This is a genomic window from Azorhizobium sp. AG788 (genome assembly GCF_004364705.1).
Lineage (GTDB): Bacteria > Pseudomonadota > Alphaproteobacteria > Rhizobiales > Xanthobacteraceae > Azorhizobium > Azorhizobium caulinodans.
This window is the reverse complement of the sequence record NZ_SOBM01000007.1, coordinates 148,984-172,137: the sequence shown is the minus strand read 5'-3', so window position 1 is coordinate 172,137 and position 23,154 is coordinate 148,984. Positions and strand designations below refer to the sequence as shown.

The following is a 23,154-nucleotide window of genomic DNA, read 5'->3' as shown; positions in this document are numbered from 1 at the left end:
GGGGAGAAGCGGCGGGTAGAAGACAGACAGCGCCGGTTGCGGGCCGGAAAAGCCCTCTCCCGCTTGCGGCGGAGGGCTGGGAGGGGGCCGGCGGCAGGCCGGAGGACGGGCGAGCGTTCAACGCTGCCCCTCACATGCGGAACACGCCGAAGCGGGTGTCGCGCTCCGGGGCGTTGAGGGAGGCGGAGAGGGCGAGCGCCAGAACCATGCGGGTGTCGGCGGGGTCGATGACGCCATCGTCCCACAGGCGCGCCGAGGAATAATAGGGATGGCCCTGCACCTCGTATTGCGCCTGGATGGGGGCCTTGAAGGCGGCTTCCTCCTCCGGGCTCCAGCTGCCGCCGCGTCCCTCGATGCCATCGCGCTTCACCTGCGCCAGCACGTTGGCGGCCTGCTCGCCGCCCATCACCGAGATGCGGGCGTTGGGCCACATCCAGAGGAAGCGGGGATCATAGGCCCGGCCGCACATGCCGTAATTGCCTGCGCCGAAGGAATTGCCGATCACCACCGTGAACTTCGGCACGCTGGCGCAGGAGACGGCGGTGACGAGCTTGGCACCATCCTTGGCGATGCCGCCAGCTTCATATTTCCGGCCCACCATGAAGCCGGTGATGTTCTGCAGGAAGACGAGCGGGATGTTCCGCTGGCAGCACAATTCCACAAAATGGGCCCCCTTCAGCGCGCTCTCCGAGAAGAGGATGCCGTTGTTGGCGATGATGCCGACCGGATAGCCGAAGATGTGGGCAAAGCCCGTCACCAGCGTCTGGCCATAGAGCGGCTTGAACTCGTCGAATTCGGAGGCATCGACGATGCGGGCGATGATCTGGCGCACGTCGAACGGCTTCTTCGGGTCCTGCGAGACGATGCCGTAGATCTCCTCCGCATCGTAGAGCGGGGGGCGCGGCGGGCGGATCTCCAGCCCATGGGATTTGCGGCGGTTGAGCCCGGCGACGATGGTGCGGGCGATGCCGAGCGCGTGGGCATCGTTCTCCGCCATGTGGTCGGCGACGCCCGAGGTGCGGGTGTGCACGTCGGCGCCGCCCAGTTCCTCCGCCGTCACCACTTCGCCGGTGGCCGCCTTCACCAGCGGCGGGCCGCCGAGGAAGATCGTGGCCTGGTTCTTCACCATGATGGACTGGTCGGCCATGGCGGGCACATAGGCGCCGCCCGCCGTGCACGAGCCCATGACCACGGCGATCTGGGCGATGCCTTCTGCCGACATGTTGGCCTGATTGAAGAAGATGCGGCCGAAATGCTCGCGGTCCGGGAACACCTCGTCCTGATTGGGCAGGTTGGCGCCGCCGGAATCCACCAGATAGAGGCAGGGCAGGTGGTTCTCCCGCGCAATGGACTGGGCGCGCAGGTGCTTCTTCACCGTCATGGGGAAGTAGGTGCCGCCCTTCACCGTGGCGTCATTGGCGACGATCAGGCATTCGCGCCCCGACACGCGGCCGATGCCGGTGATGAGGCCGGCGGCGGGCACCTCGTCCTCATACATGCCGTGGGCGGCGAGCTGGGAGAGTTCGAGGAAAGGCGAGCCGGTGTCGAGCAGGGTGCGGATGCGATCGCGCGGCAGGAGCTTGCCGCGCTTCAGGTGCCGCTCACGGGCCACCGCTCCGCCGCCCTCGGCAATGCGATCCACCGTGGCGCGCAGGTCCGCGACGCTGGCGGCGAGCGCCTCGCGATTGCGCCGATAGGCCTCCGAGCGGCGGTCCACCGCATCCTCGATGATCGCCATGCGCGTCCTCGCCCTGATGTCGTTGCGCAGAAGACGGACATAGCCACCGGCAGGGTTGCTGCCGGTGCCTCGGGGTCCTGTCTCCTCCGGTGCCGATCTGTCGCCGGCATGAGAAACGATCGTACGTTTTTTTCATCGCCCCGCAAGGGGCATCTAGGGGTGTGCCGGAGGCTCAGGCGCGCCGGCGCCGCGCGTCCGGCACGGCAGCGGGCAGGCCGGTGAGGGCGACGCCTCCGGTGACGAGGTCCGTATAGATGGTCACGAGCTCATCCTGGCTGAGCCGGCCGTCGGGCCGGTACCACATACAGATGCCGGTGAGCATGGAGATGATGGCATAGGTGGAGACCCGCGAATCGGTGACCTTGAACAGGCCCCGTTCCGCGCCCTCGCGCAGGATGGCGTCGAGCAGGCCCTCATAGCGCCGGCGCATGGCGACGATTTCCGCCCGGTGCTCGGCCTCGAGGCTGCGGATCTCCATGTTGGCAATGAAGACGTGGGCCATCCGCGTCATATGGTAGCGCAGGTGGAAGCCCACATAGGCCCTGAGGCGATCCATGGGATCGCTGAGGCCGTCCAGCGCCTCGGAGACCTTGCTGAGCAGATCCTCCATATGGTCGCGGACGATGTCGAACAGCAGGCTCTGCTTGTTGTCGAAATATTTGTAGAGCGAGCCCGATTGCAGCCCCACCTCGGCGGCGAGCTGGCGCAGGCTCATGGCCTCATAGCCATGCTGGTAGATGAGCTTCACGCCCGCCTGCCTTATGGCCTGCGCCGTGCGTGCCCCGTTTGAACCCACTGTCCGCGCCATCGCGCCTTTCGCCCCGGCGGTTCGTCCCGTGAAGGGACTGTCCGTCCTTGCTTTGGACCCCGGCCCGCCGCTCCGCCTGCTTGCGGCGTCAGGCGCGCGGGTATTGGATAGGCCTGCGCGTCAGCGTCGCAGGTGGATGCTACAGTGCGCGCCGGAACGCCGCAGTGCAAGACATGACGGTGCGGTTTCGGGCTTGACCCGATCAAAAAAAGAACGTTCGATTGTTTCAATCAAAGCCCGGCGCATGACCGGGCCAAGGCGCCCAACGCCAACTTGAACGGGCGCCAAAACGGGGGAGACGCACGGCAAAAATGGCCGGCGCACCTCCGACACAGGGAGGACGGCTTGGGCACCACGCTACTCGACGTGCGTGACGTCTCGCTGCGCTTTGGCGGCCTCAGGGCGCTGAGCGACGTCTCGTTTTCCGTGGAGAAGGGCGAGCTCTTCTCCATCATCGGCCCCAATGGCGCCGGCAAGACATCGCTGCTGAACTGCATTTCCGGGCGCTATTCGCCGAGCGAGGGGAAGATCTTCTTCGGCGGACGCGACATTACGCGCCTGAAGCCCAACCGGCGGGCCGCCATCGGGATCGGCCGCACGTTCCAGAACCTGGCCCTGTTCCACCATATGAGCGTGCTCGACAACATCATGGTCGGCCGCCACCACCTCCTGAAGAACAATTTCCTCACCGGCGCGCTCTACTGGTTTGGCGGGGCGCAGAAGGAAGAGCTGGAGCACCGCCGCAAGGTGGAGAATGTCATTGATTTCCTTGACATTCAGCATGTGCGCAAGGCGACCGCCGGCACGCTCTCCTACGGTCTGCGCAAGCGGGTGGAGCTGGCGCGCGCGGTGGCTCTTGAGCCCGAACTCATCCTCCTCGACGAGCCCATGGCGGGCATGAATCTCGAGGAGAAGGAGGACATGGCCCGCTACATCGTGGACCTCAACGAGGAATGGGGCATGACCATCATCATGATCGAGCACGACATGGGGGTGGTGATGGACATTTCGCACCGCGTGATGGTGCTGGATTTCGGCCGCAAGATCGCCCACGGCCAGCCCGCCGACGTGCTGGCGGACCCGCATGTGCGCAAGGCCTATCTCGGCGAGGAAGACCCCGAGATTGAGCCCGCCACCCCTCAGGCCCTGTCCGCGTGAGGCCGGCCATGACCACGGCACACGCCCTGACACAGGCCTATCCGGATGTCTCCGTTCTCGACACTTTTCCGAAGCTGCTCGCCCACAATGCCGCGGGCCATGGCGGTGATGTGTGGCTCCGGGAGAAGAAGTTCGGCATCTGGAACGCCTTCACCTGGGCCGAAGTCGAGGCGCGCGTGCGCCACATGGCACTCGGCCTCGCGGAACTGGGCGTCGGCCCTGGCGACGTGGTGGCACTCATCGGTGACAACCGGCCCGAATGGCTGATGGGCGAGATCGCCGCCCATGCGGTGCGGGGGATGTCGCTCGGCATCTACCGCGACGCGCTGGCCGAAGAGGTGGCCTATCTCATCACCTATGCCGGCGTGCGGGTGATCTTTGCCGAGGATGAGGAGCAGGTGGACAAGCTGCTCCAACTGGGCGAGCAGATCCCGACCGTGCGGCACATCGTCTATTCCGATCCGCGCGGCCTGCGCAAATATGACGATCCGCGCCTTGTGGCGCTCTCCGAGATCGAGGCGCGCGGCGCGGAGCACGCCAAACGGGAGCCGGGACGCTACGGCGAACTGGTGGCAGCGGGGCAGGGCACCGACGTCTCCATCCTCTGCACCACGTCGGGCACCACGTCCCATCCGAAGCTCGCCATGCTCACCGGCGGGGCTCTGGTGCGCCATTGCGCGGCCTATCTGAAGGCGGACCCGCGCGGCCCGCTGGACGAATATGTCTCCGTGCTCCAGATGCCCTGGATCATGGAGCAGATCTACGCCTTTGGTCAGGCGCTCATCTCCCGTATGAAGGTGAACTTCGTGGAGGAGCCCGAGACCACCATGGCCGACATGCGGGAGATCGGCCCAACCTTCGTGCTCTTTGCCCCCCGCGTGTGGGAGCAGATCGCCGCCGATGTGCGCGCCCGCATCATGGATGCCTCGCCCTTCAAGCGCGCCATGTTCGATTACGGCATGAAGCTCGGCCTCAAGGCACTGGACGAAGGGCGCCGCTCGCCGGTTGCAGACTTCCTGCTGTTCCGCGCCCTGCGCGACCGGCTCGGCTTCTCCCATCTCACCTCCGCCGCCACCGGGGGCGCGGCGCTGGGCCCGGATACGTTCCGCTTCTTCCTCGCCCTCGGCGTGCCCATGCGCCAGCTCTATGGCCAGACGGAGCTGCTCGGCGCCTACACGCTGCACACGGCGGACGACGTGGATTTCGACACGGTGGGCAAGCCCTTCGAGGGCGTGGAACTGCGCATCGACGATCCCGACCCCAACGGCCTCGGCGAGATCGTGACCCGGCACGGCAATGCCTTTGCGGGCTATTATCTCAATGATGAGGAGACCGCTAAGTCGCTCGATGCGGAAGGCTGGCTGCGCACCGGGGACGCCGGCTATTTCGACAAGCGCGGGCATCTCGTCGTCATCGACCGGGTGCGCGATCTCGCCCGCACGGCGCAGGGCGACCGCTTCTCTCCGCAGTACATCGAGAACAAGCTGAAATTCTCGCCTTACGTGGCCGAGGCGGTGGTGCTGGGCGATGGGCGCGAGAGCCTCGCGGCCATCATCTGCATCCGCTTCCCCATCGTCTCCAAATGGGCCGAGAAGAACCGCATCTCGTTTACCACCTATACCGACCTCTCCTCCCGCCCGGAGGTGACGGAACTGATCCGCGCCGAGGTGGAGCAGGTGAACCGCACGCTGGCGGAGAAGCAGCGCCTCTCGCGCTTCGTGCTGCTCTACAAGGAACTGGATGCGGACGACGGCGAACTGACCCGCACCCGCAAGGTGCGACGCGGCGTCATCAACGAGCGCTATGGCGAGATCATCGACGCCATGTATCGCGGCGACCGCAAGATCGACGTGGACACCACCATCGCCTTCCAGGATGGCACCAAGCAGCGCATCCGCACGGTGCTGAACGTGACCCACCTCACCGACGCGCCTCCGGCGGGCGCGGGCAAGAGGAGGGCGGCATGATGGGGGGCGGGAATCTCGTGCGCCCCGTGCGGCCGCGCCTCGTCTTTGGCCGCTTCCGCGCGCTTGACACCGACTTCATGGAGCCTGCCCGATGACGTCTCCGCTGCTGCTCCAGCTCATCATCAACGGCCTCATCATCGGCACGCTCTATGGCGTGGTGGGCATGTGCTTCGTGCTCATCTACAAAGCCTCGCAGGTGGTGAATTTCGCACAAGGTGAATTCCTGCTCATCGGCGCCTGGGCCTGTTGGTGGCTGCTCACCTACTGGCAGATCCCCTTCATCTGGGGCTTCCTCATCTCGATCGCCTTCATGATGGTGTTCGGCCTCGCCCTTCAGGTGCTGGTGCTGCGCCCGCTCATCGGTGAGCCGATCATTTCGGTGATCATGGTCACCATCGGCCTGTCCATCTTCTTCCAGGCGCTGATGAAATGGATGTTCGGCACCTTCGCCCAGCCCTTCCCGCCCATCTTTCCGGTTGCGAAAGTGGAAATCCTCGGGCTGCAGGTGCAGAGCGCCTATCTCATGTCCACGGGCGTTAGCCTCGCGATCATGGTGGGATTTGCCTGGTTCTTCAAATATTCCCGCATCGGCCTTGCCATGCGGGCCACCGCCTTCTCCCAGCAGGTGGCGCAGTCTCTGGGTATCTCTGTGCGCCAGATGTTTGCGCTCTCCTGGGGCATCTCGGCCTCGGTCTCGGCCGTGGCGGGTGTCGTCGTGGGCATCGTCAACGGCGTGTCGTCGGCGCTGTCCTACTTCGGCATCAAGGTGTTTCCGGCGGTGATCCTCGGCGGGCTCGATTCCATCCTCGGCGCGGTGGTGGGCGGGCTCATCATCGGCCTGCTGGAGAACATCGCCCACTATTTCGACAGCCAGTTCCTGAAGTGGGGCAATCTCTATGAGATCGCGCCCTTCTATGCGCTGATCGTCATTCTCATGATCAAGCCCTACGGCCTGTTCGGCACCCGCGACATCGAGAGGGTCTGATGGCGACCACAAGCCTGCGCCCCTGCGGCGACTACCGCTCCAGCTATCGCGCCGACCAGACGCTGTTCGACACCCGCCTCTCCATGCTGTTCTGCGTGGCCGGCGTGGTGGCGCTCGCCTGCGCGCCGCTGGTGCTCTCCAGCTATCTGCTGAGCCTCCTGATCCAGATCGGCTATCTTGGCATCGCCGCGCTGGGGCTCAACATCCTGGTGGGCTTTTCCGGCCAAATCTCCATCGGACACGCCGTCTTTTACGGCTTCGGCGGCTTTGCCTCCGCCTTCCTCGCCGAGCATGGGGTGCCGGTGCCGCTGGCCATCATCCTCGCGGGCCTCTGGACCACGGTGGTGGGCCTGCTGTTCGGCGTGCCCGCGGCGCGGGTGAAGGGGCTCTATCTCGCCATCGCGACGCTGGCGGCCCAGTTCATCCTGCAGGACTTCTTCGTGCGCGCCACCTGGTTCACCGGCGGCTCGGCCGGGGCGGTGGCGGCACCCTTCACAATCCTCGGCTTCGACATGTCGGGCGACCATCGCTATTTCTACGTGGTGCTCGTCTTTTTCGTGGTGCTCTATCTCGGCGCCTCGAACCTGATGCGCAGCCGCGACGGGCGCGCGCTCATTGCCGTGCGGGACCATTATCTCTCCGCCGAGATGATGGGCGTGAACCTCACCAAATACCGCACCATGGCCTTCGGCATCTCCTCCTTCTATGCCGGCATCGCGGGCGCGCTCTATGCGCACTACATCGGCTACATGTCGGTGGAGGGGCTCGACATCCTCTTCTCCATCCAGTTCCTGGCCATGATCATCATCGGCGGGCTGGGCTCGGTGATGGGATCGCTGCTCGGCACCATCTTCATGGTGCTGCTGCCGGAGCTGACCGGTGCGCTCGCCGGTGCGCTTCAGGGCAGCGCCATCGACAAGGCGCTGCATCTCAAGGACGGCATCACCTATCTGCGCGAGATGCTCATCGGCGCCGTCATCATCCTGTTCCTGATCTTCGAGCCGGATGGGCTCGCCCACCGCTGGCGGCAGATCAAGGCTTACTGGAAGCTCTATCCCTTCTCCTACTGATCCGTGCATCATGAGAGTGAGCCGGCACCGGGGCGCCAACAGACCACCGGGCCGGCACGAGGAAACGCCACAGAGAGGAACCACCCCATGAGGATCGCCGCTTTATCGCTCGTCTCCGCGCTGGCCCTCACCGTCGCAGCGCCAGCGCTCGCCCAGCAGACCATCAACATCGGCCATCTGGCGGACTATTCCGGCGGCACGTCGGACGTGGGCCAGCCCTATGGGCAGGGCGTGCAGGACACCATCGCCTGGATCAACAAGAATGGCGGGGTGAACGGCAAGACCATCAATTCCGACTTCAATGAATATGGCTATCAGGTGCCGCGCGCGCTGGCTGCCTTCAAGAAGTGGACGTCCGGCTCAGACAAGGTGGTGGCCATCCAGGGCTGGGGCACGGCGGACACCGAGGCGCTGGTGGCGCTCGTGACCAAGGAGCAGATCCCCTATTATTCCGGCTCCTACTCGGCGACGCTGACCGACCCCACCGGCAAGGGCGGCCCCAAGAGCGAGCGCGCCGCGCCTTATAACTTCTTCTACGGCCCGTCCTATTCGGATGCCGCGCGCGCCATGGTCCAGTGGGCGGCGGATGACTGGAAGGCCAAGGGTGGGCAAGGCAAGCCCAAGTGGGTGCACATGGGCGCCAACCACCCCTATCCGAATTCGCCCAAGGCGGCGGCGGAAGCCTATGCCAAGGAACTGGGCTTCGAGGTGCTGGAGCCCATCACCTTCGCTCTCACGCCCGGCGACTACACCGCCCAGTGCCTGACGCTGAAGCAGGCGGGCGCCAATTACGCCTATCTCGGCAATACCGCCGGCTCCAACATCTCCGTGCTCAAGGCCTGCGAGGCGGCGGGCGTGAAGGTGCAGTTCCTCGGCAATGTGTGGGGCATGGGCGAGGAGGCCATGAAGGCCGCGGGCACTGCCGCCAATGGCGTCGTCTTCCCCGTGCGCACCGCCGTCACCTGGGAGGGCAGCGCGCCCGGCCTTGCCACCTTCAAGGACATCTCCAAGCAGTCCGACCCTTCGGGCAATGCCTACCGCTCCGTGCATTACATGACGGCGGTCTGCACCGTGCTCTACATGAAGGAGGCCATGGACTGGGCCGACAAGAATGGCGGCGTCACCGGGCCGAAGATCGCCGAGGGCATGTACCAGAAGAAGGACTGGGTGCCGAAGGGCACCGAGGGCGTGTGCAACCCTTCCACCTGGACCGCCACGGACCACCGGCCGACCATGACGGTGGATCTCTATCGCTCCGTGGTGAGCGGACCCACCGATGCGCCGCTGGCCGACCTCGTGAAGAGCGGCACCATCAAGCTGGAGAAGGTTGCCACCATCAACCTGCCCCGCAAGTCCGAGCTGCTGGGTTGGTGAGCCCCGCCACCTGACCGGCACGGGGGCGCGCCCGGCGCGCCCCCACCTTTTGACCACCCGATCATCGGAGCCCCGCCATGGCCGAAGCTGCGCTGAAGATGGACGCCTCGCCCGCGACTGCGGCGGCCCAGCCGCTGCTGGCGGTAGAGAATATCGAGGTGGTCTATAACGACGTCATCCTCGTGCTGCGCGGCCTCTCGCTGAAGGTGCCCAAGGGGCAAATCGTGGCGCTGCTCGGCTCCAACGGCGCCGGCAAGTCCACGACGCTCAAGGCCATCTCCGGTCTATTGAAATCGGAGGATGGCGAGGTCACGCGGGGCGACATCTTCTTCGAGGGACAGAACATCAAGGGCATCGAGCCGGACCGCATCGTGCGGCGGGGCATCTTCCAGGTGATGGAGGGCCGCCGCATCATCGCCGACATGACCGTGCTCGAAAACCTGCGCCTCGGCGCCTTCACCCGCCGCGACAATGGGGTGAAGGAGGATATCGAGCGCGTCTATCACTATTTCCCGCGCCTCAAGGAGCGCACGGGCCTCGCCGGCTATCTCTCCGGCGGCGAGCAGCAGATGCTGGCCATCGGCCGCGCCATCATGGCCCGCCCCAAGCTCATCCTCATGGACGAGCCCTCCATGGGCCTCTCGCCGCTGCTGGTGAAGGAGGTGTTCGCCATCATCAAGCAGCTCAACCGCGACCTCGGCGTCACCATCCTGCTGGTGGAGCAGAATGCGCGCGTGGCGCTCTCGGTGGCGGACACGGGCTACATCATGGAGCAGGGCAAGATCGTGCTGGACGGCACGGCCGAGCAGCTCCAGTCCAACGAGGACGTGAAGGAATTCTATCTGGGGCAGGGCGGTGGCGAGGAGCGGAAGTCCTTCAAGAATCTGAAGTCCTTCAAGCGCCGGAAAAGGTGGCTGTGAGGGGGGTAGGGCAGGCTGTTGATCGAGAAGGCTTCAGCAAGGCGCTCGTCTGCGGTTCGCCTTTTGCGGATGGCGCCTTACCCCCTCACCCGCACTCCCCCTCAAGGGGGGAAGGGGGATGTCACGCGGGCTTGCACCGCCCTCCGGTTTTGAGCGGGGGAACCCTCCCCCGTTGCGGGGGAGGGCAGGGAGGGGGGTAGAACGGCCGGGGGTCCCCACAACCGCTGTACATGAGAGCATCGAGGCAAAGAGAGCATCCATGACCGAGAGCCGCTATTTCGATGGCCTGGAAACCCGCGATCCGCAGGCGCGGGAGGCGGCGCTCATGGCGGCGCTGCCGGGGCAGATCGCCTGCGCCAAGGGGCGCTCGGCCTATTTCGGCATGCTGCTCAAGGATGTGGATGCGCAGGCGGTCAACAGCCGCGCCGCGCTGGCGCAGCTGCCCGTCACCCGCAAGTCCGAGCTGCTGGAACTTCAGCCGAAAAGCCTGCCCTTCGGCGGCCTGAATGGCACGGCGCCGGGCGGCCTCGCCCGCATCTTCATGTCGCCCGGCCCCATCTATGATCCCGAGGGTCGCCGGGCGGACTACTGGCGCTTTGCGCGTGCGCTGTTCGCCGCCGGCTTCCGTGCCGGCGACATCGTGCACAATTCCTTCTCCTACCACCTCACCCCAGCGGGCTCGATGGTGGAGAGCGGCGCCCACGCGCTCGGCTGCGCCGTGGTGCCGGGCGGCGTCGGTCAGACCGACCTGCAATTGCGCGCCATCGCCGACATCCGTCCGCAAGGCTATGGCGGCACGCCCTCTTTCCTGAAGATCCTCGTGGATCGCGCGCGGGAGGAAGGGGCGGACATCTCCTCCCTCACCAAGGCGCTGGTCTCGGGCGAGGCCTTCCTGCCGGCGCAGCGGGCGGAATTCCGCGCCGCCGGCATTGCCGCGCGCCAGTGCTACGGAACGGCGGACCTCGGCCTCGTCGCCTATGAGAGCGAGGCCGAAGAAGGCATGATCGCCGATGAGCATCTCATCATCGAGATCCTGCGCCCCGGCACCGGCGATCCGGTGGAGGAAGTGGGCGAGGTCGGCGAGGTGGTGGTGACGCTGCTGGAGGAGGATTACCCCCTCGTGCGTTTCGCCACCGGCGATCTCTCTGCCGTTCTGCCCGGTGTGAGCCCCTGCGGGCGCACCAACACGCGGCTGCGCGGCTGGCTGGGGCGGGCGGATCAGGTGACGAAGATCCGGGGCATGTTCGTGCATCCGGTGCAGGTGACGAGCGCGGTGAAGAAGCACCCCGCCGTCACCCGTGCCCGCCTCGTGGTGGAGCGTGCGGGCGATCAGGACGACATGATCCTCGAAATCGAGACGGCGGACCTTGCCGCCGTGCCGCAGGAGCGCCTCCTGGATGATCTGCGCGCCTCCACCAAGCTGCGCGGCCGTCTGGTGCCGCTTCCCCCCGGCACGCTGCCGGCGGACGCCAAGACCATCGAGGACCGCCGGCCGGTGGGGTGAGAGGCGTCACTCCTTCTGCGTGAATTCCGCTTCGATCTGGAGCTTCACCGCATCGCCGATGCCCGGCAAGCCGGTCTTCAGGCCGAAGTCGGAGCGCGTGAGGGTGCCGGTGGCGTCGAAGCCCACGTGATAGAGCTTGTCCGTGGGGTTGATGCCCGCCTTGTGGAAGGTCACGTCCAACGTCACCGGACGGCTCTGGCCGAGAAGGGTGAGGGTGCCCGTCACCTGCGCCCTGCTCCCCTCCACTTTCACCGCGCTGGAGGCGAAGGTGAGGGTGGGAAAGGCTGCGGCGTTGAAATAGTCCGGCCCCTTCAGCCTCGGATCGAAACGCGGATCAGCTGTGGCGACATCGGCGCTGTTCAGCGTCACCTCCACCCGGCTGGCCTCGGGCTTCTCGGGGTCGAGCACCAGCGTGCCGGAGGCGGCGGGCAGGAGGCCGCTATAGGTGGAAAAGCCGCGATGGCTGAGGCTCCACACCACCCGCGTATGGCCGGCATCAAGGGCATAGGTGCCGGGGCGCACGGCCTTGGGGTCCGTGGTGTCAGGCGTCTGGGCGGCAAGCGGGGTGGCTGAGAGCGCAAGAAAGGCGAGGAAGAACGCGCGGGAAGCAAAGGCTGGCATGAGTGATGTCCTCAACGCATCGCCCCGGCGCAGCTCGCGCTGCGTCAGGGCCATGCGCATCATTCATCACGCTTATTCCGCTGCGTCCACCGGCGCGGGGGCCGCAGCTTCGCCCGCGGCGCCGACGCCGAAGCGCTTCGCCACATAGTCTTCCACCATCTTGCGGAATTCCACCTGAAGGTTAGGCCCGCGCAGCGTGCCCACCTTCTTGCCGTCCATATAGACGGGCGCGCTCGGGATCTCGCCGGTACCAGGCAGCGAGATCCCGATATCGGCATGCTTGCTCTCGCCCGGGCCGTTCACGATGCAGCCCATCACCGCCACGTTGAGCGCCTCGACGCCCGGATAGGACTTCTTCCACTCCGGCATGCGCTCGCGGATCATGTCCTGAACGCTCTTGGCGAGCTCCTGGAAGGTGGTGGAGGTGGTGCGCCCGCAGCCGGGGCAGGCGGCCACCAGCGGCACGAAGGTGCGCAGGCCCATGGTCTGGAGGATTTCCTGCGCCACCTGCACCTCACGGGTGCGGTCGCCATTGGGCTCGGGGGTCAGAGAGACGCGGATGGTGTCGCCAATGCCCTGCTGGAGCACATAGCCCATGGCGGCGGTGGAGGCGACGATGCCCTTGGAGCCCATGCCCGCCTCGGTGAGGCCGAGGTGGAGCGCATAGTCGGAGCGGCGGGAGAGTTCGGTATAGACGGCGATGAGATCCTGCACCGCCGAGACCTTGGCGGAGAGTATGATGCGGCTGCGGGGCAGGCCGATCTCCTCCGCCAGCGCCGCCGACATGAGGGCCGAGCGGATGAGCGCCTCGCGCGTCACCGCCCGCGCCTCGGCGGGCTTGGGCAGCTTGGCGTTCTCGTCCATGAGGGCGGTGAGGAGCTCCTGGTCCAGCGAGCCCCAGTTGGCGCCGATGCGCACCGCCTTGTCGTGGCGCACCGCGGTCTCGACGATGGCGGAGAACTGCCGGTCCTTCTTGGCGCCGAAACCCACATTGCCGGGATTGATGCGGTATTTGTCCAGCGCCTGCGCGCAGGCGGGGTGGTCCGCCAGCAGCTTGTGGCCGATGTAATGGAAATCGCCCACCAGCGGCACGTCGATGCCCTGCCGCAGCAGGCGCTCCTTGATGCGTGGTACGGCGGCAGCGCTCTCGTCCCGGTCCACGGTTATGCGCACGATCTCGGAGCCGGCGCGGGCCAGCGCCGCCACTTGGCGCACGGTGCCGTCGATGTCGGCAGTGTCGGTGTTGGTCATGGACTGGACCACGACGGGCGCATCACCGCCCACGATCACCTTGCCGACCGGCACCGGCACCGTCGGCCGCCGGGCGGCGGGGCCAGCTTCCAGAAGCTCGTCGGGCACCACGGGGACCATGCTCATCTCGGTGTCTCTGTTCCGCCGTCTCCGGCGCCCGCCCCGTCTCCGGCTGCCGCTTGGGCCGGGGAAGGGAAGCAGGCGGCCAGAGGCCGGCCCTGTCAGTTGCGCGCGGGCGGGGTCCACGCGGTTATGGCGATCGCGGCCGGGTACGATACCTGATGGAGCGTGACGCGCGTGAAACCCGCCCGCATCACCTGCGTCCACATATCGGCGCCGTATTCGGTCTGGACCAGATAGTCGTCGCTGTTCTGCGATGAATTACCATGCCAGCTCGGCGGCAGGCCATCCCTGCTGCGGGTCAGGCGTCCCACGACGACCGGTATTGTGAAACAGAGGTGCCCGCCGGGGCGCAGCACCCGGCGGCACTCCTCGAGGCCGCGCAGCGGATGGGGCACGTGCTCCAGCGTGTCGGAATGGACCACGAGATCGAACGCCGCCGCCGGATAGGGCAGCGCCTCCATATTTACCTCGGGAAAATTGCCTCGCACGTAGCCGGGCAGGTGCGACAGGGCGTTGGAAATGGCGGTCGCGCCGTTGACGTCGAGCACGCGCAGGCCGGCGAGACGGGGATCGGCCGTCCAGGCGGTCATGGGACCCTCAACGCCCAGCGCGTCCCGCACCGCTTCGCCCAGCGCCACCACCCGCAGGTTCGCGCGGCAGGCGACGCAGAAGCAGCCCTGCTGCCGGTTGATGTACTCCACTTCCTCGCGGGAGAGGCCCCAGGCGGCGATCAGCTCGTCCCACAGGATCTCGCGGGAGGAGAATTGCGTGCCCCCGCAGATCGAACATTCCAGCATCCGAAACCCGTTCCCTGCGGCCAGCCGCCTCGCGGCCGGATGGCATCGACCGGCCCGCAGGTCCTCTCCCCAAGTCCGTGGCGGATGGATGATCCGGACGTCCATCCGCTGGTCACAGGTGGCCGATCGGCGGCGCGGGATCAAGGGTCAGGTGGGCTCGCGGCAGTTCGCGCACACGCCGGCCACTTCCAATACCCGCTGGCGTGGGGTGAAGCCGGCGGAGCGGGCTGCCCAGGCGAGATCACGGCCCACCGCGTGCGAGTTCACCTCCCGCGTCGCGCCGCACTGTTCGCAGATGAGGAACACCACCACGTCCCCCGGTTCGTGGGGATGGCCGCAGGCGAGAAAGGCGTTGCGGCTCTCGATGCGGTGGGCGAGCCCTTCGGAGACCAGGAAGTCGAGCACGCGATAGACCGACATGGGCGGGGGCCGGTCGCCCTCGGGGCCGAGGCGCTCGACGATCTCATAGGCGCCGAGCGGGGCGTGGCTCTCGGCCAGCACCTGCATCACGCCCCGGCGCAGCGGCGTGAGCCGCAGGCCCTTGTCGGCGCAGATCTTCTCCACCCGCGCCAGCGCTCCGCTGATGCAGGCGCCGTGGTCATGGTCGTGTCCATGTCCGGCGGCCGGAGCGGCGGCGGGCGGACTGGCCGGGTGGGAGGCATCCGTCGTCATGGCCCCAATGTAGCGATCCGCGTGCCGCCTTTCCATGGTCCTCGGGTGCCGCCGTGCTCTTCTTCGCGGCGGCGTGCACGGTCGCCTCCCCCAAATACAGATCTCATACTGACGTATAGGAGTCTCAGACGATGTGGGGAGCGCGCGAGCTTCAGGCATGATTTCGAGTTTAGAGGCCATGGCTATGATGATCTTGTCTCGAACACAGGAGATGAGACATGAACATCAAGCGCACCATCATCGCTCTCGCCGCCGCTTCCACCGTTCTGGCGGGCAGCATCGTCACCGCTTCTGCTGATGAGTACACGACCCGCGAAGTGAAGCAGGAATATGCCGTGCAGCGGCAGGAGAAGCCCTTCTTCCAGACCTTCTTCAATCTCGAGCAGGCGCCGGCCACCACCAAGACCGCCGCGCCCAAGGTCCAGGCCAACAACGCCACCGGTTCGCTGATCGCGCCGGCCGACCCGCACTGGGGCCCCGCCTTCGATCCGGACGTGGAGTGATCCGCGGTCCCGATCTCAAGAGCTGGACCCGAACCTGATGTCCACTCTCGAAAACGTGCTTGTTCCGCGCAGCCCTCTTTCGCGGAACAAGCGTTGCTGTCGGCAGCGGCCGGAAAGCGCGGCCGTTGCGCCATGACGGCGTTGCACAATGGCCGCATCCGTCGCAAGGTCTGAGCGCGAAAATCCTTCGCAGGGTATGACGTTCCCGTCACACCCGTTCGCTATAGAAGCGATCCGGGACGTTCGTCCCGCAGAGTCAGGGAAGCTCAATCATGTCGATCAAGGGCAAGGTTGCCGTCGTCACCGGATCCACCAGCGGCATCGGTCTCGCCTATGCGCGCGCCTTTGCGGCGGAAGGCGCCAACGTGGTCATCAATGGTCTCGGCGATGCCGCCGCCATCGAGGCCGAGCGCGCCAAGATCGAGGCCGACTTCGGCGTGAAGGCGCTCTATTCCGACGCCAACATGCTCAAGGCCGAGGAAATCACCGGCATGGTGAAGCTGGCCGAGACCGAGCTCGGTGCGTGCGACATCCTCGTGAACAACGCCGGCATCCAGCACGTGGCCCCGGTCGAGGATTTCCCGATCGACACCTGGAACACGATCATCGCCATCAACCTGACGTCCGCGTTCATTGCCTCCAAGGCGGCGATCCCCGGCATGAAGGCGAAGAAGTGGGGACGCATCATCAACACGGCGTCCGCCCACGCTCTCGTGGCCTCGCCCTTCAAGTCGGCCTACGTCTCGGCCAAGCACGGCATCGCCGGCCTCACCAAGACCATCGCCCTCGAGACGGCCACCTTCGGCATCACCTGCAACGCCATCTGCCCCGGCTATGTCTGGACGCCCCTGGTGGAGAAGCAGATCCCCGACACAGCCAAGGCCCGCGGCATGACCGAGGAGCAGGTGAAGAAGGAGGTGCTGCTCGCCGCCCAGCCCACGAAGGAGTTCGTGACGGTCGAGGAAGTGGCAGCGCTCGCGGTCTTCCTGGCCTCCGACAACGCCCGTTCCATCACCGGCGCCATGCACCAGATCGACGGCGGCTGGGTCGCTGAGTAAGCCATCCGGCATGGCCCGCCGCACGGCCAAGGGCATCAGCCTCGCACTGCAGGGGGGAGGCGCCCACGGCGCCTTCACCTGGGGTGTGCTCGACCGCCTGTTGCAGGAGGACGGGCTCGTGGTCTCGGGCATCTCCGGGACCAGCGCCGGGGCGATGAATGCGGTCGTGCTGGCCTCCGGCCTCGCCAAGGGCGGGCCGGAGGAGGCCCGTTCGGCCCTTTCTCAATTCTGGCGCGACGTCTCCCGCGAGGGCCATCTCTCGCCCATCCAGCGCTCGGCCTTCGATCGGTTGCTCGGGTCGTGGTCGCTGGCCAAGAACCCGGCCTATCTGGCCTTCGAGGTCGCCTCGCGCTTCCTCTCGCCTTACGATTTCAACCCGCTCAACATCAATCCGCTCAAGGACATCCTCACCGCGCACGTGGATTTCGACGCCATCCGCGCCTCGGATGTGCAGGTGTTCGTCTCGGCCACCAACGTGCGCACGGGGCGGGCCCGCATCTTCGGGCATGACGAGATGAGCGCCGAGGCGGTGATGGCCTCCGCCTGCCTGCCGCAGCTCTTCCAGGCGGTGGAGATCGACGGCGTGCCCTATTGGGACGGCGGCTATATGGGCAACCCGCCGCTCTTTCCGCTCTATGAGAAGGTGGAGGCGGAGGACATCGTTCTCGTCCAGATCAATCCGGTGCTGCGGGAGGAGACGCCCCGCACGGCGGCCGAGATCCAGAACCGCATCAACGAGATCACCTTCAACGCCTCGCTTCTCGCGCAGCTCCGGGCCATCGACTACATGGGCCGGCTGGTGGAAGGCGGGCTGCTGAAGCGCAAGCTCCTGGGCGATTCCAGCTTCCGGCGCGTCCGCCTGCATCGCATCGGTGGCGAGGACCAGCTTGCGGGCTTCGACCTGTCCTCCAAGCTCAACCCCGAATGGGCCTTCCTCCAGCACCTGCGCGACCTTGGCCGGGAGAGCGCCGATGCCTTCCTCGCCGCGCATATGGGTGACATCGGCACCCGGAGCACGCTGGACCTGAAGCTCGAACTGGCCGATTGAGGGGGCGGGCATGTCGCCCGCCGAACCTGCCGTCCGCCAGATCCCTGCCCCGACATGATCGAGATCACCGCCCGCATCCGCATTGCCGAGGAGGAAATCCTCCTCTCCTTCGTGCGCGCCTCGGGCCCCGGCGGGCAGAACGTCAACAAGGTGTCGACCGCCGTGCAACTGCGGTTCGACCTCATGGGCTCGCCCTCGCTGCCCGAGGGCGTGAAGCTGCGCGCGGCGACACTCGCCGGCAGCCGCCTCACCAAGGACGGTGTGCTGGTGCTTCAGGCCCAGCGCTTCCGCACGCAGGAGCGCAACCGGGAAGACGCCATCGAGCGGCTGGTCGAACTGCTGCGGGCAGCGACGATCGTCGCCCCCAAGCGCCGCCCCACCCGCCCGACGCTCGCCTCCAAGGAGCGCCGGCTCGCGGCGAAGGAGCGGCGCGGCAGCGTGAAGAGCCTCAGGCGCGGCAAGCCGGACGTGGACTGAGCACGGCGCCTCACACCGGCGGCTGGCGACGCACCTCTCCGAAGCGGCGTTCGAGATAGGCCGTCACCTGCGCTTCCGCTTCCGGATTGGTGGCGGCCGGCGCTTCGTCCGCGCGGGCGAAGGGGCCGTAGAGGGTGACGCGGTTGAAATCATCCGCATAGGCGCGGGCACGAAAGACGGCGCCCGCCACCTCGAACTCATAGATGAGGAAATTGTAGAATTCCTGGAGCGTGCCGCCGGGGTGGTCCTCCCAGATCTCGTCCACGTGGTGGGCGATCCGGACCGGCGTCACCGGGTCCGGGTTCGCGGCATCATCCGTCACGCACATGGTGTCCTCTCCTTGGGACAGGTCGCCTCAGGCGAGCAGCGCCCGGATGTCCTTGAGCGACTTGGGCACCAGGTCCACGGGGCGCTTGCCCGTCTTGTCACGGACCGTCTTGTCGGCGCCACGCTCCAGCAGAAGGGAGATGTCCGCCGGCGTCTGCACCTGCTCCGCCGCCACATGGAGCAGGGTGCGGCCGTCATCATCGACGCCATTGATGGGCAGGCCGAGGCCGAGCAGGAAATCGAGGCTCGCCACCTCCTCCGGCCAGCTCGCCCGCACGCTGGTGATGCGCTGCAGATTGTGCAGCAGCGTGCCACCGTCGGGCATGCGCTCATGGGGATCGAGCCCGCGCGCGATCATCAGCCGGAAGGTGTCGGCCAGCGTGCAGTAGCACAGGGCACTGCGCCCGGCGCAGTCGCGCTTCTTCGGATCGGCGCCCAGCTCCAGCAGGGTCTCCACGAGCTCCAGTCCGCCGAGGCGGGCGAGGAGCAGGGCGGTTTGCAGGGGCGTGGAATGATACCCGCCATCCTCCTCCGCCGCCGGCTGTTCCAGCGCGTCGATGTCGGCACCGTGAGCGACCAGCATGCGGATCTTCGCCGCCGTGCGGGCGCGGTGGAGGGCGGTGCTGCCGTGGATGTCGCGGGCGTTCACGTCCGCGCCGGCCTTGATCAGCACCTCGCCGTCATCCGCATCCGCCCACATGAGCATGGTGATGCCGTTGTCCCAACGCGCGTCGGGCGTTGCTCCGGCCTTCAGCAGCGTGTCCAGCATGGCGAGATAGGTCGCGCGATCCAGCCAGAGCGCGAGGCGTTCGCGCAGATGCTGCTCTTCCCAGGCCTTCATTTCCGGCAGTTCGTCGTCGCGCGATCCGCGGGCGCGCCGGCTTTCCGCCCGCAGCCGCGCCTCCAGTGCCGCGCGCGAGGGCGCGCTGACCTCGCTGCGCCGGGTCACCAGCAGATGCAGCGGCCAGTGGCGATCCTGCTTCCAGCCGTTGACGCGGACGCCCTTCGCCACCAGCCAGCGGATGGTCTCCAATGAGCTGACCTGAACGGCGTCTCCCAGCAGCAGGCGCCGGGTGTCGAGCGTTGCGCCGCCCTCCAGCAGCACCTCGGCGAGGGGGATGTTGTTCGCCCGTACCGCATAGGTGAGGGCGGTGGCGAATTCCTGGTCCCAGCCGACCGTTTCCATCATCCATGCGGGATCGGGCACAACGTCGGGGCGCGCGCCGGCCTTGAGCGCGAGGCGCACGCCCTCGATGCTGCCGGCGCGGGCGGCGGTGAGCAGGGCTTCCTCCGCCGGCGTCTTCGCCACGATGGCGGGCGGTGGCTCGTCGGGGTCGACCTTCGCCGGATCTTTCTCAAGATAGGCCAGCCAGCGCTTGGCCCCCGCGCCATCGGCGCGCAGATAATAGGTGCCCGCCGCCTCATCGAGCGTGCCGAAGGGCATGAAGGACGCCCACTCCGTCCCGGCAAAGCCGATCTTGGACATCTGCGTCACGAAGGTGAGGAAATCGGGGGCGAGCGCGAGGCCGTGCAGCATCTCCAGCTCGTGGCTGAAGTAGCGCACCGGGTGCGGCCCCTCTGGCTTTGACATGTCGATGGTGAGCATGTCGCCATTGACGAGGTCATAGAAGGGAAACTGATGCTCCCACATCTCCGGCCGGTTCGGGGCCTCGGAGAGATCGACGCTGGCGAGATCGCGCTTCCAGTTGAGGAAGTTGGGAATGGCCGAATTGGCAATATGGTCGAGATCCCAGAGCGCCATGCGGTTGGCGCTCATGGTGGGCAGGTTCTCCCGCTCCAGCGGCTGGAGGTGGATGGGGATGTACCAGCCGAAGCCCACGCGGCCCGAATAGAGGGTGAGCACCTCGCGCAGCTGCGGCGGCACCTTCAGGCCGTGGCGCTGCTCCAGCATCCGTACCTCGCCCTCCCGCGCGGGGGGGCCGATGACCACGGGCGTCACGTCCCAGCCCCGCCGGCGGGCGATCTCCTCCATGCGCCGCCAGTCGGCCTGCCACTGCTGCCAGAGGGCGTCGGTCATCTCGCGTTTCTCCGTACATGCGGCGAGGGACAGGGCGAGCACGGCGCCGGCCCCGCACAACAGCGTGCGCCGGTCCATCGCGCCGGTGGCGGGGTTGGGGCGATCCATGCCGATGTCCATCAGGCCGTCGGGCTTCAGCGGAATGTTGTGATGAAGCGAAGCTGAATCTTGAGCTTGGCTTTTCCGGTGAAGATGTCCGGGAGCGGACCTGCGGCAGTCTTCGCAAAATCCGGCGACAGTGGATCAGAAAAACCAAACTCCGGAGCGCTACGATAGTAATGATCAATCGGCATGGGCGCGGGAACTCCGGATAGGAGGTCGAAATAATGGCTCTGCCCCCGCTTCACTGAATTTAGACAGGAAAAGCCTCTGCGCAACCCTTCGGGCGCTGGCCGGCGGCGTCCTATGGCGTGCGCGCCGGGCTTGGGCCACTCTGGCGCGACGATCGATTCGCGGTGGCGCAACGGAGCGGCGGCATGACGGACAGGGTGGCGGTGGTGACGGCGGGCGGCAGCGGCATGGGTGCGGCGGCGGCCCGGCGGCTGGCGGCGGACGGCTTCAAGGTCGCCATCCTCTCGTCCTCCGGCAAGGGCGAGGCGCTGGCGCAGGAGCTGGGTGGGCTCGGCATCACCGGCTCCAACCAGAAGGTGGAGGATCTTGAGCAACTCGTTTCCGCCACCATGGCGCGCTTCGGTCGCATCGACGTGCTGGTGAACAGCGCGGGCCACGGCCCGCGCGCCCCCATCCTCGAGATCACCGATGCGCAGTGGCACACGGGCCTCGACGTCTATCTCATGAACGTCATCCGCCCCACGCGCCTCATCGCCCCCATCATGGCGGACCAGAAGGGCGGGGCGATCATCAACATCTCCACCGCCTGGGCGTTCGAGCCGGCGGCCAACTTTCCCACCTCGGCAGTGTTCCGCGCCGGGCTCGCCGCCTACACCAAGCTGTTCGCGGACCAGTACGCGCCCCATAATGTGCGCATGAACAACGTGCTGCCCGGCTGGATCGACAGCCTTCCCGCCACGGAGGAACGCCGCGCCAGCGTGCCGCTGGGCCGCTATGGCAAGTCGGAAGAAATCGCCGCCACCATCGCCTTCCTCGCCTCCGAGGGCGCGGGATACATCACGGGGCAGAACATCAAGGTGGATGGCGGGCTGATGCGCAGCGTGTGACGCAGGGCCGGCGAGGATGGGTGCCCATCCTCGCAACTGCCCGCAGGCGCCAGGTCAGGCGTTGATGCCACCGTCCACCACGAGACCGGTGCCGGTGATCTGGCCGGCGGCGGGGCTCGCCAGGAAGGCGACTGCGGCGGCCACGTCCTCCGGGCGGCCGAAGCGGCCGAGCGGCGTGAGCGCCCGCTGTCCCTCCGCCAGCTCGCCGTCGGCGGGGTTCATGTCGGTGTCGGTGGAGCCTGGATGCACGAGGTTCACGGTGATGCCGCTGGGCCCCAGTTCGCGCGCCAGCCCGCGGGTAAGGGCCAGCAGGGCGGATTTGGTGGCGGAATAGACGGTGACGCCCCCGAAGGGGACGCGCTCCGCGAGGCACGAGCCGATGGAGATGATGCGCCCGCCCTCCTTGAGATGGCCGAGCGCCGCCTGCGAGGCCAGCACCACTGCGCGCACATTCACGTTCAGCAGGGCGTCGATGTCCGCAAGGCTCATGTCCGCCAGCGCGCCGCCACGGGCGATGCCCGCATTGTTCACGAGGATGTCGAGCCCGCCGAGCGCGGTCGCTGCATCATCCACCGAGCGCTTCACGGCGGCGGGATCGGCGCTGTCGGCCTGCAAAGCGATGCCGCGCCGCCCCTTGGCCTCGATGGCACGCACCACCTCGGCGGCCTTGTCGGCGGATCGCTCGTAGGTGATCGCCACATCCGCTCCCTTCTCAGCAAGCGCCAGGGCGATCGCAGCGCCGATTCCCCGTGAGGCACCCGTCACAAGGGCGCGCTTTCCGGCGAGTTCACTCATGTCACCACCATTTTTGTATCAATCGATACATAAATGGCTAGGGCGGTTGCGGCACGTGGTCAAGGGATTTATTTATCGATCGATGCAGAATTCGGACGACACCCCTTCACCCACCTCCGCCGCGCCGGGGCGGGGGCGTGGCCGGCCGCGGGCCTTTGATCGCGACGCGGCTCTGACGGCGGCCATGCGGCTGTTCTGGCAGAAGGGATTTGCCGCCACGTCCATCGCCGACCTCACGCAGGCCATGGGGATCGGATCGCCGAGCCTTTACGCGGCCTTCGGCTCCAAGGAGGCGCTGTATGCGGAGGCGCTGGCCTGTTACCAGAGGCGATATGAGGATTGGGTCTGGGGGAATTTCCGGGCGGCGCCCACGGCCCGCGCTGCGGTCGCTGCCTATCTGATGGATTCCGCCGCCGCCCTGACGGCCTTCTGCGGCCGTCAGGAGCCGCTCGGTTGCATGGTGGCGCTCTCGGCGGTGGGCAGCGAGGGCCATGCCGAGCTTGGAGACATGGTCCGCCAAGCGCGTGCCGCCGGATGTCGGTTTCTGGAGGTGCGGCTCGCCCGGGCCGTGGCAGAGGGCGAGATTCCGGCCTCCGTAGACCTTGCTGCACTGGCCCGCCTGCTGGTGTCGGTGCAGGCCGGCATGTCCATTCAGGCGCGGGACGGCGCCACGCGGGACGATCTGGAAGCGGTCGCCCGCCTCACCATGCAGGGCTGGGACGGCCTGATCGCCGGCTGAGGG

The 23,154-nt window shown here is 66.9% G+C and carries 23 protein-coding genes; 13 read left to right on the top strand and 10 right to left on the bottom strand.

What is annotated here, in order from left to right; genetic code table 11:
• Positions 1-130 precede the first annotated feature (130 nt).
• Together DFO45_RS19160 and DFO45_RS19155 are read right to left on the bottom strand one after the other, a co-directional pair.
• Positions 131-1,738, bottom strand: a complete 1,608-nt coding sequence (locus tag DFO45_RS19160; RefSeq protein WP_012173110.1) for a carboxyl transferase domain-containing protein — start codon at positions 1,736-1,738, stop codon at positions 131-133.
• Between the two features lie 172 nt (positions 1,739-1,910).
• Complete coding sequence (locus DFO45_RS19155) at positions 1,911-2,546, bottom strand: TetR/AcrR family transcriptional regulator (protein WP_012173109.1); 636 nt, start codon at positions 2,544-2,546, stop codon at positions 1,911-1,913.
• Positions 2,547-2,891: 345 nt separating this feature from the next.
• Between DFO45_RS19155 and DFO45_RS19150 the strand changes: the two genes are divergently transcribed.
• The 7 genes from DFO45_RS19150 to DFO45_RS19120 all read left to right on the top strand — a co-directional run bounded on the left by DFO45_RS19150 (position 2,892) and on the right by DFO45_RS19120 (position 11,524).
• A complete protein-coding gene (locus DFO45_RS19150; protein WP_133866115.1) occupies positions 2,892-3,704 on the top strand; it encodes an ABC transporter ATP-binding protein in 813 nt (270 codons plus the stop codon).
• An 8-nt stretch (positions 3,705-3,712) separates the two neighbouring features.
• Positions 3,713-5,671: a long-chain fatty acid--CoA ligase gene (locus tag DFO45_RS19145; RefSeq protein ID WP_133866114.1), complete on the top strand. Its 1,959-nt coding sequence runs from the start codon at positions 3,713-3,715 to the stop codon at positions 5,669-5,671.
• A gap of 91 nt (positions 5,672-5,762) precedes the next feature.
• Entirely contained in the window at positions 5,763-6,656 is an 894-nt protein-coding gene (locus DFO45_RS19140) for a branched-chain amino acid ABC transporter permease (protein WP_043879806.1), read from the top strand.
• The gene (locus DFO45_RS19135) at positions 6,656-7,726 is read left to right on the top strand and encodes a branched-chain amino acid ABC transporter permease (protein WP_133866113.1); all 1,071 of its coding nucleotides are present in this window, start codon (positions 6,656-6,658) and stop codon (positions 7,724-7,726) included. The genes DFO45_RS19140 and DFO45_RS19135 overlap by 1 nt, the downstream gene beginning before the upstream one ends.
• 87 nt (positions 7,727-7,813) lie before the next feature.
• Positions 7,814-9,100, top strand: coding sequence for an ABC transporter substrate-binding protein (locus DFO45_RS19130; RefSeq protein ID WP_012173104.1), 1,287 nt, complete (start codon positions 7,814-7,816; stop codon positions 9,098-9,100).
• A 77-nt stretch (positions 9,101-9,177) separates the two neighbouring features.
• Complete coding sequence (locus DFO45_RS19125; RefSeq protein ID WP_133866112.1) at positions 9,178-10,020, top strand: ABC transporter ATP-binding protein; 843 nt, start codon at positions 9,178-9,180, stop codon at positions 10,018-10,020.
• Between the two features lie 259 nt (positions 10,021-10,279).
• On the top strand, positions 10,280-11,524 hold the full coding sequence (locus tag DFO45_RS19120; RefSeq protein ID WP_133866111.1) for an AMP-binding protein: 1,245 nt from the start codon (positions 10,280-10,282) through the stop codon (positions 11,522-11,524).
• Between the two features lie 6 nt (positions 11,525-11,530).
• Here DFO45_RS19120 and DFO45_RS19115 read toward each other — a convergent pair whose 3' ends face one another.
• The 4 genes from DFO45_RS19115 to DFO45_RS19100 form a co-directional block, all read right to left on the bottom strand.
• Complete coding sequence (locus DFO45_RS19115; protein ID WP_133866110.1) at positions 11,531-12,145, bottom strand: YceI family protein; 615 nt, start codon at positions 12,143-12,145, stop codon at positions 11,531-11,533.
• 72 nt (positions 12,146-12,217) lie between these two features.
• Positions 12,218-13,522: a flavodoxin-dependent (E)-4-hydroxy-3-methylbut-2-enyl-diphosphate synthase gene (gene ispG, locus DFO45_RS19110; RefSeq protein WP_133866109.1), complete on the bottom strand. Its 1,305-nt coding sequence runs from the start codon at positions 13,520-13,522 to the stop codon at positions 12,218-12,220.
• 95 nt (positions 13,523-13,617) lie between these two features.
• On the bottom strand, positions 13,618-14,316 hold the full coding sequence (locus DFO45_RS19105; protein ID WP_166657183.1) for a class I SAM-dependent methyltransferase: 699 nt from the start codon (positions 14,314-14,316) through the stop codon (positions 13,618-13,620).
• A 147-nt stretch (positions 14,317-14,463) separates the two neighbouring features.
• Positions 14,464-14,988 carry a Fur family transcriptional regulator gene (locus DFO45_RS19100; RefSeq protein WP_043879803.1) on the bottom strand — a complete coding sequence of 175 codons (525 nt, stop codon included), beginning with the start codon at positions 14,986-14,988 and terminating at the stop codon, positions 14,464-14,466.
• Between the two features lie 218 nt (positions 14,989-15,206).
• Between DFO45_RS19100 and DFO45_RS19095 the strand changes: the two genes are divergently transcribed.
• The 4 genes from DFO45_RS19095 to arfB all read left to right on the top strand — a co-directional run bounded on the left by DFO45_RS19095 (position 15,207) and on the right by arfB (position 18,074).
• Complete coding sequence (locus tag DFO45_RS19095) at positions 15,207-15,491, top strand: hypothetical protein (protein ID WP_133866107.1); 285 nt, start codon at positions 15,207-15,209, stop codon at positions 15,489-15,491.
• 272 nt (positions 15,492-15,763) lie between these two features.
• On the top strand, positions 15,764-16,549 hold the full coding sequence (locus DFO45_RS19090; protein ID WP_012173096.1) for a 3-hydroxybutyrate dehydrogenase: 786 nt from the start codon (positions 15,764-15,766) through the stop codon (positions 16,547-16,549).
• Between the two features lie 10 nt (positions 16,550-16,559).
• The gene (locus DFO45_RS19085; RefSeq protein ID WP_133866106.1) at positions 16,560-17,597 is read left to right on the top strand and encodes a patatin-like phospholipase family protein; all 1,038 of its coding nucleotides are present in this window, start codon (positions 16,560-16,562) and stop codon (positions 17,595-17,597) included.
• A gap of 54 nt (positions 17,598-17,651) precedes the next feature.
• Complete coding sequence (arfB, locus tag DFO45_RS19080) at positions 17,652-18,074, top strand: alternative ribosome rescue aminoacyl-tRNA hydrolase ArfB (protein ID WP_133866105.1); 423 nt, start codon at positions 17,652-17,654, stop codon at positions 18,072-18,074.
• A 10-nt stretch (positions 18,075-18,084) separates the two neighbouring features.
• Here arfB and DFO45_RS19075 read toward each other — a convergent pair whose 3' ends face one another.
• From DFO45_RS19075 to DFO45_RS24985, 3 genes are read right to left on the bottom strand one after another with little or no spacing between them, the layout of a single operon-like run.
• Positions 18,085-18,402: a hypothetical protein gene (locus DFO45_RS19075; RefSeq protein WP_133866104.1), complete on the bottom strand. Its 318-nt coding sequence runs from the start codon at positions 18,400-18,402 to the stop codon at positions 18,085-18,087.
• A gap of 27 nt (positions 18,403-18,429) precedes the next feature.
• Positions 18,430-20,547, bottom strand: a complete 2,118-nt coding sequence (locus DFO45_RS19070) for an SMI1/KNR4 family protein (protein WP_133866103.1) — start codon at positions 20,545-20,547, stop codon at positions 18,430-18,432.
• Positions 20,548-20,573: 26 nt separating this feature from the next.
• On the bottom strand, positions 20,574-20,732 hold the full coding sequence (locus DFO45_RS24985; RefSeq protein ID WP_166657182.1) for a hypothetical protein: 159 nt from the start codon (positions 20,730-20,732) through the stop codon (positions 20,574-20,576).
• 183 nt (positions 20,733-20,915) lie between these two features.
• Between DFO45_RS24985 and DFO45_RS19065 the strand changes: the two genes are divergently transcribed.
• Positions 20,916-21,617 (top strand): SDR family oxidoreductase, encoded by a 702-nt coding sequence (locus tag DFO45_RS19065; protein WP_133866102.1) that lies wholly within the window; start codon positions 20,916-20,918, stop codon positions 21,615-21,617.
• A 54-nt stretch (positions 21,618-21,671) separates the two neighbouring features.
• Here DFO45_RS19065 and DFO45_RS19060 read toward each other — a convergent pair whose 3' ends face one another.
• On the bottom strand, positions 21,672-22,412 hold the full coding sequence (locus DFO45_RS19060; RefSeq protein WP_133866101.1) for an SDR family oxidoreductase: 741 nt from the start codon (positions 22,410-22,412) through the stop codon (positions 21,672-21,674).
• A gap of 82 nt (positions 22,413-22,494) precedes the next feature.
• Between DFO45_RS19060 and DFO45_RS19055 the strand changes: the two genes are divergently transcribed.
• Positions 22,495-23,151, top strand: a complete 657-nt coding sequence (locus DFO45_RS19055) for a TetR/AcrR family transcriptional regulator (protein ID WP_133866100.1) — start codon at positions 22,495-22,497, stop codon at positions 23,149-23,151.
• The last annotated feature ends 3 nt before the right edge of the window (positions 23,152-23,154 follow it).